13 protein-coding genes are annotated in these 15407 nt (G+C 74.4%); 4 read left to right on the top strand and 9 right to left on the bottom strand.

Annotated elements, in window-relative coordinates; genetic code table 11:
• Positions 1-3 precede the first annotated feature (3 nt).
• The 3 genes from ACOQFB_RS12685 to ACOQFB_RS12675 form a co-directional block, all read right to left on the bottom strand.
• Positions 4-444, bottom strand: a complete 441-nt coding sequence (locus tag ACOQFB_RS12685) for an ABC transporter permease subunit (protein ID WP_494492234.1) — start codon at positions 442-444, stop codon at positions 4-6.
• A complete protein-coding gene (locus ACOQFB_RS12680) occupies positions 426-857 on the bottom strand; it encodes an ABC transporter permease subunit (protein ID WP_494492233.1) in 432 nt (143 codons plus the stop codon). The genes ACOQFB_RS12685 and ACOQFB_RS12680 overlap by 19 nt, the downstream gene beginning before the upstream one ends.
• Before the next feature lie 108 nt (positions 858-965).
• A complete protein-coding gene (locus tag ACOQFB_RS12675; protein ID WP_421609912.1) occupies positions 966-2198 on the bottom strand; it encodes an ABC transporter substrate-binding protein in 1233 nt (410 codons plus the stop codon).
• 304 nt (positions 2199-2502) lie between these two features.
• On the opposite strand from ACOQFB_RS12675, the gene ACOQFB_RS12670 reads away from it, so the two are divergent.
• The 4 genes from ACOQFB_RS12670 (at position 2503) to ACOQFB_RS12655 (ending at position 6496) form a co-directional block, all read left to right on the top strand.
• Positions 2503-3285: a sulfite exporter TauE/SafE family protein gene (locus ACOQFB_RS12670; protein WP_421609911.1), complete on the top strand. Its 783-nt coding sequence runs from the start codon at positions 2503-2505 to the stop codon at positions 3283-3285.
• A gap of 198 nt (positions 3286-3483) precedes the next feature.
• Positions 3484-4200 carry a PilZ domain-containing protein gene (locus ACOQFB_RS12665; RefSeq protein ID WP_421609910.1) on the top strand — a complete coding sequence of 239 codons (717 nt, stop codon included), beginning with the start codon at positions 3484-3486 and terminating at the stop codon, positions 4198-4200.
• A 567-nt stretch (positions 4201-4767) separates the two neighbouring features.
• On the top strand, positions 4768-5598 hold the full coding sequence (locus ACOQFB_RS12660; protein ID WP_059436530.1) for a 1,4-dihydroxy-6-naphtoate synthase: 831 nt from the start codon (positions 4768-4770) through the stop codon (positions 5596-5598).
• Between the two features lie 139 nt (positions 5599-5737).
• The gene (locus tag ACOQFB_RS12655; protein ID WP_237757820.1) at positions 5738-6496 is read left to right on the top strand and encodes a transglycosylase SLT domain-containing protein; all 759 of its coding nucleotides are present in this window, start codon (positions 5738-5740) and stop codon (positions 6494-6496) included.
• A 42-nt stretch (positions 6497-6538) separates the two neighbouring features.
• Here ACOQFB_RS12655 and ACOQFB_RS12650 read toward each other — a convergent pair whose 3' ends face one another.
• Genes ACOQFB_RS12650 through ACOQFB_RS12625 form a run of 6 tightly spaced genes read right to left on the bottom strand, consistent with a single transcriptional unit; the run spans position 6539 to position 15017 of the window.
• Positions 6539-7966: a NarK family nitrate/nitrite MFS transporter gene (locus tag ACOQFB_RS12650; RefSeq protein ID WP_059436532.1), complete on the bottom strand. Its 1428-nt coding sequence runs from the start codon at positions 7964-7966 to the stop codon at positions 6539-6541.
• 3 nt (positions 7967-7969) lie between these two features.
• The gene (locus ACOQFB_RS12645) at positions 7970-8662 is read right to left on the bottom strand and encodes a respiratory nitrate reductase subunit gamma (protein ID WP_421609909.1); all 693 of its coding nucleotides are present in this window, start codon (positions 8660-8662) and stop codon (positions 7970-7972) included.
• On the bottom strand, positions 8659-9207 hold the full coding sequence (locus ACOQFB_RS12640; RefSeq protein ID WP_059436534.1) for a nitrate reductase molybdenum cofactor assembly chaperone: 549 nt from the start codon (positions 9205-9207) through the stop codon (positions 8659-8661). Before ACOQFB_RS12640 ends, ACOQFB_RS12645 begins: the two co-directional genes overlap by 4 nt.
• Before the next feature lie 4 nt (positions 9208-9211).
• Positions 9212-10681, bottom strand: coding sequence for a nitrate reductase subunit beta (narH, locus tag ACOQFB_RS12635; RefSeq protein WP_421609908.1), 1470 nt, complete (start codon positions 10679-10681; stop codon positions 9212-9214).
• 23 nt (positions 10682-10704) lie between these two features.
• Positions 10705-14328 carry a nitrate reductase subunit alpha gene (locus ACOQFB_RS12630; protein WP_421609907.1) on the bottom strand — a complete coding sequence of 1208 codons (3624 nt, stop codon included), beginning with the start codon at positions 14326-14328 and terminating at the stop codon, positions 10705-10707.
• The gene (locus tag ACOQFB_RS12625) at positions 14325-15017 is read right to left on the bottom strand and encodes a hypothetical protein (protein ID WP_421609906.1); all 693 of its coding nucleotides are present in this window, start codon (positions 15015-15017) and stop codon (positions 14325-14327) included. The genes ACOQFB_RS12630 and ACOQFB_RS12625 overlap by 4 nt, the downstream gene beginning before the upstream one ends.
• Positions 15018-15407: the final 390 nt, after the last annotated feature.

The following is a 15407-nucleotide window of genomic DNA, read 5'->3' as shown; positions in this document are numbered from 1 at the left end:
CGGTCAGACCTTGCGGATGGCGGCCTTGCCGAACACGCCGGTGGGGCGGACGGCCAGGGCCAGGATGAGGAGGACGAGCCCCGGCGCCTCGCGCCAGCCGCTGCCCACGTAGAAGCTCGCCAGGCTCTCCAGCGCGCCCAGCAGCAGGCCGATCAGCACCACGCCGAAGCCGGAGTCGAGCCCGGCCACCACCGCCACCGAGAACGCCTTCAGCACCAGCGCGGACGCCATGGTCGGGCCCACCGTGGTGATGGGCGAGACCAGGATGCCGGCGAGCGCGGCGACGGTGCCGGACAGCGCGTAGGACAGCATCACCGTGCGCGTGGCGGAGATGCCCATCAGCTCGCCCGCGTCGCGATCCGCGGAGACCGCCTCGAACGCCTTGCCGAGCAGCGTGCGGCGCTTGAACACCTCGATGAGCGCCATCACCGCGAGCACGCCCACCGCGACGGACAGCTCGAGCGGGTCACGTCCACGCCGAGCACGTGGATCGGGTCGGACGAGATGGGCGTGGGGAAGGGCCGGTCGTCGCGGCCCCACACGTTCTCGGCCGCGGAGAACAGGAACAGCCCGAGGATGATGGTGAGGAGGATCCAGCCCTCGCTCTTCTGCTCCAGCGCGAGCCGCACGCCGGCGCGCTCCACCGCGAGGCCGAGCAGCGCCCCGAAGACGAGGCCGCCCGGCACCATGAGCCAGTAGGGCACGCCCAGGTCGAGCAGCGTCAGGCTGAAGAAGGCGGACACCATCACCAGCTCGCCCTGGCCGAAGTTCAGGCTCTTGCTGGTGGCGTAGGTGAGCTGGAAGCCGTAGGCGATGAGGGCGTAGACGAGCCCCATCAACGCTCCGCTGACGGCCATCTGCGCGATGATCGACGCTGGCACGCGGGTGTGGTCCTCGGGGAGGCGGGGGAGAGGCCTGCGGGCGCGGGGAGGAGGCGGCCTCCTCCCCGCGAGCCCGCCCGCCCGCTACATCTTCTTCTGGGCGCCCTTCGCGAGGCGGGCGCGGTCGGACTCGTTCGCGAACACCACGCGCCCGTCCTTGACCATGCCCATCACCACCTGCTCGCGGCGGAAGGCTTCGTGCGTCTCGACGTTCGACGGATCCCACTTCGTGTACGGGCGGATCCAGGTCGCGATCACGCCCGGGACCGGCTCCTTCAGGTCCTCGAGCGCCTCGGAGATCTTGCGGGTGTCGGTGGTGCCGGCCTGCTTCACCGCGGCGGCGAACAGGTACACGGCGTCGTAGCCCTGCGCGGCGGAGACGGGCGACGGGATGCGGGTCACGCCGTACGCCTTGTGGTACGCCTCGACGAACGCCTTCGCCTTCGGCGTCACCGGCTCCTCGATGAACGTCTGCGGCATGAGCGTGCCGTTGCCGTTCTTGCCGGCGTTGTCGATGTAGTTGGACATCGACAGCGTCCAGCCGCCGATGAGCGGCGCCTTGATGTTCAGCTTGGCCATGCCGTTCGCGGCCACGGCCAGCTCGGGCCCGATGCCCCAGATCAGGATCGCCTGCGCGCCGCCGGCCTTGGCCCGGAGCAGCTGCGCGGTCATGTCCTTGTCGCCGATGTTGAACTTCTCGGTGGCGATCACCTGGAGCTTGTCGCCCTGCAGCTTGATCTGCCGGAGCAGGTCGTCGCGGCCGGACACGCCGTAGTTCGTCGAGTCGTGCAGGAGCGCGACCTTGGTGAGCTTCCGGTTGATCGCCTCCTCGACCACCATGGCGGCCTGGATGCCGTCGTGCGCGGCGAAGCGGAAGATGGAGAGCGTCTTCGGCCCCTCGGCGCCCTTGGCCCACTGGGTCATCGAGGCCGAGCCCGCGGCGGGCGTGATGATCTTGGTGATGCCCTTCTCCTGGAGGTGCTTGTCGCCGGCCATCACCACGCCGGTGTTGACCGAGCCGATCACGCCGGCGAGGTCGGGCATGGATGCCAGCTCCTGGCCGATCAGCGCGCCGCGCTCGTTCTTGGCCTCGTCGTCGCGCTCGACCACCTCGATCTTCAGCTTGCGCGCGCCGACCTGGATGCCGCCGGCCGCGTTGATCTCGGCGATGGCGAGCTTGGCGCCGTCCCGCATCGAGGCGCCCATGGGCGCGGACCCGCCGCTGAACGGCCCGGTGACGGCGATCTTGACGGTGTCTGCTGCCCCGGCGGGCAGGGCAAGTGCACAGAGAAGCAGGGTACCCAACAGCTTGGTCATGGATGGTGCTCCGTGGGTGGTGACGCGGAGTGAACGCAAAAAATACCTTGCGGGACACGCAAAATAAGCGCCGGCGCGATACGCTAGCACGACGAATCAGTCACCCTGCTGGGGCCGGTCGAACCGAACCCGGCGGACTCCGGGTCGGACGGAGCGAGAGAATGCCTTTGACGTCAATGAGATGGGCCTCCGACTCGGAGGGGCCGATCGCGGGGCGCACCCGGACGCAGGGTGAAGCGGCCAGGGGCCGCGGTGCGCCAACCGTGCGCGTCCGGCCTGCGCGGGGTCGCGCAGAGGTGGGGCAGTGACCCTCGCCGAGGCGGCGCTGCTCTCGGCCGCGGCGTTCGGGGCTGGGGCCCTCAACGCGGTGGCGGGCGGGGGGAGCTTCCTCACCCTCCCGGCGCTGGTGGTGGTGGGCGCCTCGCCCATCGTCGCGAACGCGACCGGCACGGTGGCGCTCCTGCCCGGCTACCTGTCCGGCACCTGGGGCTTCCGCGAGGACATCCGGCCGCCGCCGGGCCTCTCGCTCCGCGCGCTGCTCCTGCTCGGCCTGGCGGGTGGCGCGGCCGGCGCGGCGCTGCTGCTCCTCACGCCGGCGCCCGCCTTCCGGCGCCTCGTCCCGTGGCTGCTGCTCGCGGCCACCGCGCTGTTCGCGCTCGCGCCGCGCCTGCTCCGGGCGGCGCGCCGCGACGCGAGGGGCGCCGCGCAAGCCGCGGCGGACGCGGCCGGATCGCCGGCGCGCTGGGCGGCGGCGGGCGTCCTCGCGGTGAGCGCGTACGGCGGCTACTTCAACGGCGGGCTGGGCGTGCTCCTCTTGGCGCTCTTCGCGCTGCTCGGCCAGACCGACCTGAACGCGATGAACGGCCTGAAGAACCTGCTCTCGGCCGCGCTCGCCGCCATCGCGGTGGCGCTCTACGCCGCCGGCGGGCTGGTGCGCTGGCCCGAGGCAGCGCTCATGACCGCCGGCGCGACGGCCGGCGGCTACCTCGGCGCGCGCGCCGCGCGGCACATCCCGGGGGCGTGGCTGCGCCGCGGCATCGTCGCCACCGGCCTCGCCATGGCGGCCGCGTTCTTCGCCCGGGGCTGAGCCCGGGGCTGAGCCCGGGGCGTCGCGCCCCGGCGGCGTGGAGCGGCGCCCCGGCACGTGGGGCGGCCACGCCGCGCGCCCGACACGGTCCCACCGCCGCGGTCCGGTGACACCTCACCGCTCGATGCCGCGCCCGCCCGGAAGCTGAGCAACTGGGACGAGCGCCGGAGGGGCCGGCGCCGGGCGCGAGGAGGGGGGATGGCATCGGGCAACGACGAGCGTCGCCGGCTGGCGCGGATCCCGCTCGCCTGCCGGGTGGTCGTCACCGAGAAGCTGGCGGAGTGGACGGGCGAGACGCTCGACATCGCCGCCCGCGGCTGCCGCCTGACGGCGCGGCGGCCGGTGAGCCCGGGCGCGCTGGTGCAGATCGCCATCGAGACCGGGTGCGCGCCGCTCCTCGCGGTGGGCCAGGTGGTGTGGGCCCGCCGGACCGCGCCGCTCGAGATCGGCGTGGCGTTCGCCGGCGACGTGCGCGGCGGCCCGGCGCCCGAGGCCGGGCACGGCGCCTGGCTCGACGGCCTGCTCGCGGAGCGCCTCCGGACGGTGCTGCGGCGCGGCGGGCGGCTGGGCGCGCTCGGCGCGGTCCAGCTCCAGCTCGGCGCGCCGCCCGGCGTCGCGCTGGGCGAGGCCGAGACCGCGGTGCTGCGGCGCGTGCGCCGCGGCGATCCGCTGGGCGTCATCGCCTGCTCGCAGTCGGGCGCGGACGCGGTGCTCGCGCTGCTCGCCGCCGGGACGGTGACCGTCGCGCGCCCCACCGCCGATCCCGAGGGCTGGCGCCGGGCGTTCGCGGTCCTCACCGACTTCGCGCGCGAGGGCACGCCGCATCCCGTCGCGCCCGTCATCGTCCTCGACGCCGGCCGTCGCGCCGAGGTCGTGGACGAGCTCATCCGCGAGTACCTGCGCGACACGGCGTGAGCGGCCGCGTTCCCAGGTCGGGACCGCGTTCCTCGAAGCCGGGAGGCAGTGGGTGCGGCTTCGAGGCGCCGGTTGAAGGGGCCGGCCGCGCGGATCCTCCCACGCCTCCCATCCACGCCAGGCCGCCACGGAGGCGATCCGGGCGTTCGCGCCGGAGCGCAGCGCAGCAAGCCCTCGCCACGTCCCCAGGATCCTGGACCTGCACCGCCGTGGACAGCCGCTGCGAAGGGACCGGCGCAGCCGGCGCCGGCCCCGATCCCGCGGCTGGCCCGTCCGGTGCGTCGGCTTGATCGATCCCACGGCCCCGGTTCCGGCCATCCATCCACGTCCCGGGCCTTGCGGAGCGAGCACCGCCGCGAATGCCCGGAGCGCCGACCCCGCGGCCCCCTCCAGGACAGGGCCCGCTGGAGGCAGACAACGAGAGGACCGGGCCCGCTGGAAGCGGACACAGGAGGACCGGCGCCGCTGGATGCGGCCCCGCTGGATGAGGGCCCGCTGCACCCCGGCGCGCCGGGGCGTATGATGCCCGGCCCGCGGCCGTGGCGGCCGCGCGGAGGACCGCGCCGCATGAGGCTCACGCTCGGCTTCTCGCCCTGCCCGAACGACACGTTCATCTTCGACGCCCTGGTGAACGGGGCCGTGGACGCGGAGGGGCTCGACCTCGACGTCCGGCTCGAGGACGTGCAGACGCTGAACGAGTGGGCGCTCGCCGGGCGGCTCGACGTGAGCAAGATCAGCTACGGGGTGCTGCCGCTCGTCGCGCGCGAGTACGCGGTGCTCGCGTCCGGGGGCGCGCTCGGGCTCGGGGTCGGGCCGCTGCTCGTGGCGCGGCCCGGGCTCGGCGCGTTCGACCCGGCGCGGATGACGGTCGCCATCCCGGGCCGGAACACCACCGCGCACCTGCTCTTCTCGCTCGCGTATCCCGGCGCCGCGCACAAGCAGTTCATGGTGTTCTCGGAGATCGAGCGGGCGGTGCTCTCCGGCGCGGTGGACGCGGGCGTGATCATCCACGAGGGCCGCTTCACGTACCAGGCGAAGGGGCTGGAGCGCCTGATGGACCTCGGCGAGCACTGGGAGTCCCGGACCCGGTCGCCCATCCCGCTCGGCGGGATCGTGGCGCGGCGGTCGCTCGGGTCGGAGGTGCTGCGAAAGCTCGAGCGGCTCGTGCGCGCCAGCGCCGAGCACGCGCTCGCGCGGCGGCCGCTCGTCACCGGGTACGTGCGGTGCCACGCGCAGGAGATGGACGAGGCCGTCATGCGCCAGCACATCGACCTGTACGTGAACGCCTACTCGGTGGACCTGGGCGAGGCGGGTCGGCGCGCGGTCGGGACGCTGCTCGACGTGTACCGGCAGGTGAACCCCGACGCGCCGCCGCTGCCCGGCGACCTGTTCGTCTGAGCGCCCGAGCAGGCCGGGCTGCCGGCCGTCCGGTCCGCGGTAGCATGCGGCCATGGCGCGGCGGCGGGCGCAGGGCACGCGGAGAACGGGGCGGCGGCGGACCGGGCGCGGGCCGGCGCGGCAGCGTCTCGTCGCGCGCGTGCGCCGGTGGCTCGCGGCGCGGCGCTGGGCGGAGCTGCCGGTGGCGGCCTGGGCGCTCCTCGCCGTCGCGCTGCTCCTCGCGCTGAACCTGGCGGTCCAGGTGATCCGCAAGCCCACCGAGCTGCTCGGCGCCGTCGTCCCGACCTCGCCGAAGCCGCCCGCCGAGACCTGGGCCGAGTACGGCGGGCTCTTCGAGGCGCACGCCACCGACCTCGTCCGGCCCGAGCTGCTCGCCGCGCTGGTGCAGGTGGAGAGCGCCGGGGACCCGCTGGCGCGGACCTACTGGCGCTGGCGCTGGACCCTGGATCCGCTGCGGGTGTGGGCGCCGGCCTCGAGCGCGGTCGGGATCCTGCAGATCACCGACGGCACCTACGCGCAGGCGCGCCGGCTCTGCATCCACGATCACCGGGTGGCGCGCGACGGCGCCTGGTGGGACCCCGACGCCTGCTGGTTCAACGCGCTCTACCTGCGCACCGTGCCGAGCCACGCCGTCGAGATGACCGCCGCGTGGCTGCACGTGTGCGCCGCCGACGCGCTCGCGGCCGCGCGGCCCGCCGGCGCCGGGCCCACCGAGGCGCGCCGGCTCGCCGCCGTGATCCACCTGTGCGGGCGGGAGCGCGGCGCGGCGTTCGCGCGGCGCGGGTTCGCGGCGGCGCCGGGGGAACGCTGCGGCGATCACGAGCTCGCCGCGTACCTCGCCCGCGTGGACGGGCTCGCGGCGGCGTTCGCGCGGATGGGGGCGGAGGGGCGGCGCTGAGCCGGGGCGCGCGCACGGGCGCGGCGCCCCGGCGCGCCGCCGTCAGGCCGGGATCTCGGCCCGCGGACGGGCGTAGTACCACCACACCAGCGCGATGCAGGCCGCGTAGTAGGCCACGAACGCCAGCACCGCGCCGTGCGGCGCGCCGGTGAGCTCCACCGACATGCCGAACGTGCGCGGCACGAAGAACGCGCCGTAGGCGGCGATGGCCGAGACGAACCCGACCACCGCGCCGCCCTCGCGGAGCGCGTCCTTCTGCGCCTGCGCCAGCGCCGCCGGGTCGGAGCCCGCGCGCCGCTGGTGGAAGGTGGAGAAGATCACCGGGATCATCCGGTACACCGAGCCGTTCCCGATGCCGGTGGCGGTGAAGAGCACCACGAACGCGGCGAGGAAGCCGCCGAAGCTGCCGGCCCCGCCGCCGCGCGGGAGCGCCGCCAGCACGCCCATCGCCGCGAGGCCCATCACCAGGAACGTGACCAGCGTCACGCGGGCGCCGCCGAGCCGGTCGGCGAGCCATCCGCCCACCGGCCGCGCCAGCCCGCCCACCAGCGGCCCCACGAACGCGTAGCGGGTCGGGTCCACCGCCGGGAACGACGCCTGCGTGAGCAGCGCCAGGCCGGCGGAGTAGCCGATGAACGAGCCGAAGGTCCCGAGGTAGAGCAGCGACACGAGCCAGTTGTGCTTGCGCCGGAAGATCACCGACTGCTCGCGGAAGGACGCCTTCGCGGTGGCGAGGTCGTCCATGCCGAACCAGGCGAGCACGGACGCGACCACGATGAGCGGCACCCACACGAACGCGGCGTTCTGCAGCCACACCTGCTTGCCGCCCGGCAGCAGCTGCGGCCCGCCCGCCAGCGGGCCGAGCAGCGCGGCCGCCACCACCAGCGGGACCGCCAGCTGGACGCCGGAGACGCCCAGGTTGCCCAGGCCGGCGTTCAGGCCGAGCGCGGTGCCCTTCTCCGCGCGCGGGAAGAAGAAGCTGATGTTGGACATGCTCGAGGCGAAGTTCGCGCCGCCGAGGCCGGTGAGGAGCGCGAGCACCAGGAACGTCGCGTAGGAGGTGTCCGGATCCTGCACCGCGACGCCGATGCCGATCGCCGGCAGGAGCAGCGAGGCGGTGGAGAGCGCGGTGAAGCGGCGGCCGCCGAAGACCGGCACCGCGAACGCGTAGAAGATGCGCAGCGTCGCGCCGGAGAGGCCGGGGAGGGCGGCCAGCCAGAAGAGCTGGTTGGTGGTGAACCGGAAGCCGATGGCGGGCAGCTTCACCGCCACCACGCTCCACACCATCCAGACCGCGAACGCGAGGAACAGGGCGAAGATCGACAGCCACAGGTTGCGGCGGGCCACCCGGCGGCCCGCGGCGCTCCAGAAGGCGCGGTCCTCCGGGTCCCACTGCGTGATGAGGTGCGCGCGGCGGCGCGCGGGCGCGGCGGGGGCAGGCAGCGGCGCGGGGGCGGGGATGGGGCTCATCGATCACCTCGCGTCATGGGAGGGCACGCCGGACGGCGCCGGCGCGCGGCGCCACACCACGCGCTGCGGCGCGCGCCACAGGTACGCGAGCGGCAGGCTGGTGGCGTGGACCAGGCGCGACACCGGCACGAGCGCGAGCAGCAGGAACGCGTTCACCACGTGGACCTTCACCACCGGCGGCAGCACCGCCATCGCGTCCACCCGCGGCGAGAGCGTCGCGAGCGAGGCGAGCCACGGCGCGGCGGTGTGCAGGTACCAGAGCCCGCCCCAGCGGAGCGCGTAGGCGATCCACAGCCCGGTCGCGGCCTGCACGAGCAGCAGCGAGAGCACCACCCAGTCCATCGGCGCGGTCAGCCGGGCCAGCGACGCGCGCCGCACCAGCAGGAGCGCGATCCCGAACACCGCCAGCATCGCCAGCGCCATCCCGGTGAGCTCGAGCGCGTAGAGCCGGGCCGGCGCGCCGAGCAGCCGGCCCCAGGCGCCCGGCGCGACCGCCGCGAGCAGGTGCGCGGCCAGGATGGCGAGGATGCCGTGGTGCCACGCGATCGAGCCCCAGCGCAGCGCGCGGCCCTCGATGAGCTGCGAGGAGCGCGCGCTGACCGAGCCGCCCAGCGCCCGCCGCCGGTAGATCGCGCCGCCCACCGCGAAGACGGTCGCGAGGTAGGGGAACACCGCGAACAGGAACGTGTCGCTCATGGCCTCGCCTCCGCGCCGCGGGGCCGGGCGGCGGCCGGCGCGGCGAACACCGCGCGCACCGCCACCAGCAGCTCGCGGTAGGGGTTCGCGCGATCCGCGAACGCGTGGATCATCTTGTCGAGCGCCGGCGCCAGGCCGTCCTGGACCAGGTCGTCGCGCACCGGGCCGGGGCGCGCCACCGCCAGGAACCCGAGCACCTCGGCCACGTGGTCGGCCAGCTCCTCGCGCGGCCGGTAGCCCTCGGCGGCGTAGACCTCGGCGAGCTTCGCGAGCAGCGGCCCGCGCACCGGGCTGTCCTCGGCGAGGAGCTGCGCGCCCAGGTACGGCGCGCAGGCCGGGCGCAGGTCGAAGGCGGCGGTGTACAGCTCCTCCAGCCCCTCGCGGCCCGCCTCGCGGGCGGCGTCCTCGAAGCGGCCCAGCGCCGCCGCGGCGGGGCCGGGCCCGGCGAGGCCGCGCGCCTCGTGCGCCAGCGCGGCCGCGTCGCCGGTCGGGTAGGCGAGCAGCGCGGAGAGGGTGCGGCAGAGCTCGGCGTGCGTGCGTTCCATCGGCTCACCTCCCCAGCGGGCGCAGGAAGCCGAGCCCGCTCGCCGAGCGCGGCTGCGGCTCCACGGCCGGCTCGGTGTCCGCCTCGCGCGCCATGGGCGGGATGACGATCCGCTCCTCCATGGGCGCGAGCGTGGTCATGCGGTGGATCTCGTCCGCCTGCGCGGCGCGCAGCCCGGAGGCCTCCAGCGCCGCGGCCGCCTGCGCCGGGGTGACGTCGCCCACCTGCCCGGCGCGGCGGTGCACGCGCACCGCGATGAGCCGGCGGTAGGCGGCCTCCACCACCGCCTCGTTGCCGCCGCCGAACAGGCCGGCGAGGTAGCGGAGCGGGAGGCGCGCCGACTCGAGCGAGGTGAAGAACCGGCCGTCCGGGTCGGACGCCGAGCGCGCCAGCGCCGGGAGGAGCGGCGGCACGTAGAACAGCATGGGCAGCGTGCGGTACTCCGGGTGGAGCGGCAGCGCGATCTCCCACTCCTTCACGAAGCGGTACACCGGCGAGCGCCGCGCCGACTCGACCATCGCGTCGGGCACGCCGCTGGCCCGCGCCGCCGCGATCACCGCCGGGTCGGACGGGTCGAGGATGAGCGAGCGCTGCGCGGCCACCAGGTCCTGGTCCGGCCGCGAGGCGGCCTGCGCGATCCGGTCGGCGTCGTAGAGCAGCACGCCCAGGTAGCGGATCCGGCCGACGCAGGTGTGGAAGCAGGCCGGCGCCTCGCCCGCCTCGAGCCGCGGGTAGCACAGGATGCACTTCTCGGACTTGCCCGTCTCCCAGTTGAAGTAGACCTTCTTGTAGGGGCAGGCCGAGACGCACATGCGCCAGCCCTTGCAGACGTCCTGCGAGATCAGCACCACGCCGTCCTCGCCGCGCTTGTAGATCGCGCCGGAGGGGCAGGCGGCCACGCACGCCGCGTTCAGGCAGTGGTTGCAGATGCGCGGCAGGTAGAAGAACACCATCCGCTCGAGGTCGAACAGCTGCGCCCGCTCCGCCTCGGTGAGCGCGGCGAGGCCGGGGTCGTTCGCGGCGTAGGTGCCGGAGCCGCCCAGGTCGTCGTCCCAGGCCGGCCCGGAGGCGATGTCGATGGGCTTGCCGTCCACCAGCGAGACCGGCCGGGCGGTGGGCTGCACGTCGCCCGCGGGCGCGGTGAACAGGTCGTCGTACTTGTAGGTCCAGGGCTCGTAGTAGTCCTGGAGCACCGGCAGGTTGGGGTTGTGGAACAGGCGGCCCAGCGTGGCGCCGGGGCTGGCCTGGCGGAGCGCGAGCTCACCGCCCTCGAGCTTCCAGCCGCCCTGGTGGCGCTCCTGATCCTCCCAGAGCACCGGGTACCCGGTGCCGGGCCGGGTCTCCACGTTGTTCCACCACGCGTACTCGACGCCCTTCCGGTCGGTCCACTGGTTCTTGCAGGCGACGCTGCAGGTGTGGCACCCGATGCACTTGTCGAGGTGGAACACCGACGAGATCTGCGCGCGGACGTTCATGGGGGTCCTCGGCCGGGCCGCCGCTACCACTGCGGCTCGCCCTCGAGCTTGGTGACGCGGACGTAGGTGTCGCGGTTGTTGCCGGTGGGCCCCCAGTAGTTGAGGGCGAACGTGAACTGGCCGTAGCCGCCCATCATCAGCGTGGGCTTGAGCCGGACGCGGGTGAGGCTGTTGTGGCTGCCGCCGCGCAGGCCGCCGCGCGAGGGCGAGCGGGGCACGCCGATGGTGCGCTCCGGCGCGTGGTACAGGTAGCAGACGCCGCGCGGCATGCGCGCGCTCACCACCGCGCGCGTCACCACCGCGCCGTTGTCGTTCACGACCTCCACCCAGTCGTTGTCGGCGAGCCCGATCTCGGCGGCGTCCTCGTCGTTCACCCACAGCGGGTGGATGCCGCGGGAGAGCGTGAGCATCCGCAGGTTGTCGCCGTAGGTGGAGTGGATGCCCCACTTGCCGTGCGGGGTGAGGAAGTTGAGCGTCAGCGCCTCGGCGCCGCCGGGCGCGGCGGTCAGGTCGCGCACCGCGTCGCGCTCCGGCTTCGGCTTGTAGGTGGGCAGCGCCTCGCCGAACGCGATGAAGCCGGGGTGGTCGAGGTAGAAGTGCTGCCGCCCGGTGAGCGTGCGCCAGGGCACCAGCCGCTCCACGTTCAGGCAGTACGCCGAGTAGGTCCGGCCGCCCCCGGTGATCCCGGTCCAGCACGGGCTGTCGAGCAGCCGCCGCGGCTGGCGCGCCAGCTCCTCGAACGTGATGCGCACGCCGCGGGTCTTCTCGGCGAGGTCGGCCAGCGGGAGCCCGACCTTCTTCTCCTCCGCGTGGTACGCGCGCCAGGCCGACTCGCCGTTGGTCTCCGGGGCGAGGTGCAGGATGGCGTTGGCCGCGTCGCGCGCCTCGGCGATGGACGGGTAGCGCGCGCCGCCCCACTCGACGGTCGGGCGGGTGCGGACCAGCTCGTCGTAGAGGTCGTCCACCGGCCAGCTGATCCCGTGCGCCGAGAGGCCCGCGGTGCGGATCGTCGGGCCCAGCGAGACGAAGCGGTCGTGGAGGTGCACGTAGTCGCGCTCCACCACCGCCAGGCCCGGCATGGTCTTGCCCGGCACCGGCTCGCACTCACCGCGGCTCCAGTCGAGCACCTCGCGCTGCGCCAGCTCGGCCGGCGTGTCGTGCATGAGCGGCGTCGCCACCAGGTCGCGCACCTTCTCCGGCAGGTGCGTGCGGGCGAGCGCGCTCACCTTCTCCGCGAGCGCCTTGAAGATGTCCCAGTCGCTCCTCGACTCCCAGCAGGGCGGCACGGCTGCCTGCAGCGGGTGGATGAAGGAGTGCATGTCGGTGGTGTTGAGGTCGTCCTTCTCGTACCAGCTCGCCGCCGGGAGGATGACGTCGGAGTAGAGCGCCGTCGTGTCCATCCGGAAGTTGAGATCGACCACCAGGTCGAGCTTCCCCTCCGGCGCCTGCTCCCGGAACGTGGCCTCGGTCACCGCCCCCTTCGCCGCCTCCGGCGCCACCGTGCCGTGGCGCGTGCCCAGGTAGTGGCGCAGGAAGTACTCGTGCCCCTTCGCGCTCGACATGAGCGCGTTGCCGCGCCAGATGAACCAGAGCCGCGGCCAGCTCGCCGGCGCGTCCGGGTCCTCCACCGCGAAGCGGAGCTTCCGGTCGCGGAGCTGGCGCACCGCGTGGTCCACCACCTCGGCGTCGCTGCGCGCCCCGGCCGCCTCGGCCTCGCGGACCACCTGCGCCGGGCTCCGGTCGAACTGCGGGAAGAACGGCAGCCAGCCGCGCCGCACCGCCCGGACCTGGTGGTCGAGCGTGTGACCCTGCGTGAGCGGGTGGCCGTTCCGCGCCGGGTCGAGCTGCCCGAGGTCGGCGGCGCCCTCGTAGCGCCACTGGTCGGAGTGGACGTAGTGGAAGCTGGGCGCGTTCTGGAGGCGCGGCGGGCGCGACCAGTCCAGGCCGAACGCGAGCGCCTGCCAGGGGGCCACCGGCGCGAGCTTCTCCTGGCCGACGTAGTGGTTGAGGCCGCCGCCGTTCCGGCCCACGCAGCCGCACAGCACGAGGCCGGTGATGGCGGCGCGGTAGGCGAGGTCGGCGTGGAACCACTGGTTCACGCCGGCGCCGATGATGATGGAGCACTTGCCCTTCGTGCGCTCGGCGGTGCCGGCCCACTCGCGCGCGAAGCGGATCACGTCCCGGCGGTCGAGGCCGGTGTGGCGCTCCTGCCAGGCGGGCGTGTACGCCGCGTCGGCGTCGTCGTAGCTCGCCGGGTAGTCGCCCGGGAGGCCGCGCGACACGCCGTGGCGCGCGAAGAGCAGGTCGTGCACGGTGGTGACCGTCACCGTGCCGCGCGCGGTCGGGACCCGCCGTACCGGCACGCCGCGGCGGGACACCCGGCCGGTGGCGTGGTCCACGAAGGAGACCTGCACCACCTCGTCGTGCGCGTCGAGGAGGCCCAGCCGCGGCGAGAGCGCCGCGCCGTCGTGGCCGTCCTTCATCTCCAGGTTCCACTGCCCCTTCTTCTGCTGCCAGCGGAAGCCGAGCGTGCCCTGCGGCATGCGCGGTGCGTCCGCGCCCTCGTCCCACACGAGGAACTTGAAGTCCCCGTGCTCCTCGCCGGCGTAGCGCTCCAGCCGGCTCGCCGGGAGCATGCGGCCCGGGGTCACCTGGCCGTCCTGCTCCTCCAGCTCGACGAGGAACGGGGCGTCGCTGTAGCGGCGCAGGTAGTCGGCGAAGAATGGGACCTGCCGGTCGGCGTGGAACTCCTTGAGGAGGACGTGGTTCACCGCCAGCCAGAACGCGCCGTCCTGGCCGGCGTGGACCGGCAGCCACTCGTCCGCGTACTTCGAGGTCATGCTGTAGTCGGGCGAGAGCACCACCACCTTGGCGCCGTCGTGGCGCGCCTCGGCGAGGAAGTGCACGTCCGGCGTGCGGGTCATCCCGACGTTGGAGCCCATCGAGACGATGTACTTGGAGTGATACCAGTCCGCGCTCTCGGCCACGTCGGTCTGCTCGCCCCACACCTCGGGCGACGCGTTGGGCAGGTCGCAGTACCAGTCGTAGAAGGACAGGTTCACCGCGCCGAGGAGCTGCAGGAAGCGCGAGCCGCCGGCGAAGGACAGCATCGACATCGCCGGGATGGGCGAGAACCCGACGATGCGGTCGGCGCCGTGGCGCTTCAGGGTGTGGATGGTGGAGGCCGCCACCAGCTCGAGCGCCTCGTCCCAGCTCGCGCGCCGCAGGCCGCCCATGCCGCGCGCCTGCTGGTAGCGGGCGCGCGAGGCGGGGTCGTCCACGATCGACGCCCACGCGTCCACCGGGTCCGCGTGCGCCTTGCGGGCGGCGCGCCACAGGTCCATGAGCGCGCCGCGCAGGTAGGGGTGCTTCACGCGGAGCGGGCTGTAGAGGTACCAGGAGGCGGAGATCCCGCGCTGGCAGCCGCGCGGCTCGTAGCCCGGCACGTCGCAGGAGAAGCGCGGGTAGTCGAGCGCCTGCGTCTCGAGCGCCACGATCCCGTTCTTCACGTGGATGTTCCAGGAGCAACCGCCGGTGCAGTTCACGCCGTGCGTGCTGCGCACGACCTTGTCCACCTGGTGGCGGCTCCGGTACAGGTCCTCCCAGGTGCGCTGCGACGGGGCGATGACGTCCTCGATCCAGCTCATCGGACACCTCCCTGCGCGCGCGTGGCCTTCGCCGGCGCGGCCGGTGCGGGGGAACCGGCGGAGGCTGCGGGCCGGGTGGGTTGTGAAGAGCGCGAGCGCCGGGGCGGCGGCGCGAGGCGGGCGCGGGCCACCAGCTCGGCGCGCGCGGAGCCCGGGATGCGGCGGGCGCCGAGGCCGATGACGGCGAGGCAGGCGAGCGCGATCAGCGCGGCGATGCCGGCGGCGCGGCCGGCGCCCGGCTCCTGCTTCCCCGCCGCGCCGAGCAGGAACGCGCCGAGGTGGGCGCGCTCGTCCGGATCGATGGGATGGCCGGCGTAGACCGGGACCATCGACGGGAAGGGCGGGTCGGCGAGGAGCCCGTCGAGCGCGGCCGCGTCGAGGCCGTCGAAGCTGGCGCGCAGGCCGGGGCCGAAGGAGGCGGCGAACGCGGAGCCCTCGCCGCCGATGGCGTGGCAGGCGCCGCAGGGCGCGCCGCCGTTCCGGAGCGCGCGCGCGCCGATGAAGAGGTCGCGGCCGATGGCCGGGTCGCCGGGCGGGGCGGCCGGTTCCTGCGCGGCGGGCTCCTGGGGTGCCGCGGCGGGCGCGGCGGCGGCCGGCTCCGCGGCGGGCTGCTGCGCGGCGAGCCACGGCGACGGCGCGGCGAGCAGGAACGCGAGCGCCCCGGCGCGGAGCAGGTGCTCGGAGGCCATGAGGCAGTCCTTTCGACGACTCTGGGCAGCGGGTGCGCGGCAGCGGTCGGTGGTGCCCTCGGGCTCACCGTAAGCGAACGTTCGGAACGTTTTCGCGCCGTGTGCCAACGCCCCCGGCGCGCTCCGCTGCGCGCGGCGCCCGGCGCGAAATCCGCCGTGACGCTGCTCGCTTCCGCAAGGGAAGCGCCTCGGAGCTCAACGCCGCCACGGCCCGGATGGAGCGCGGAGAGACACCCGCCGGCCGTTTGAGCACCGACGGGTGGGTCCCAATTCACCGAGGAATGGGTGGCTCAACTGGGGATAGCGCGTTAACTCCGCGAAATTGGACCGGTCCGGTCGATGGCAGGGGGCTCGCACTGCGGGAACGTTGCCACCGCTCCCAACGACTCT

This window comes from Anaeromyxobacter sp. Red801 (assembly GCF_049201065.2).
Classification (GTDB): domain Bacteria; phylum Myxococcota; class Myxococcia; order Myxococcales; family Anaeromyxobacteraceae; genus Anaeromyxobacter.
This window is presented reverse-complemented; position numbering and strand designations above follow the sequence as displayed.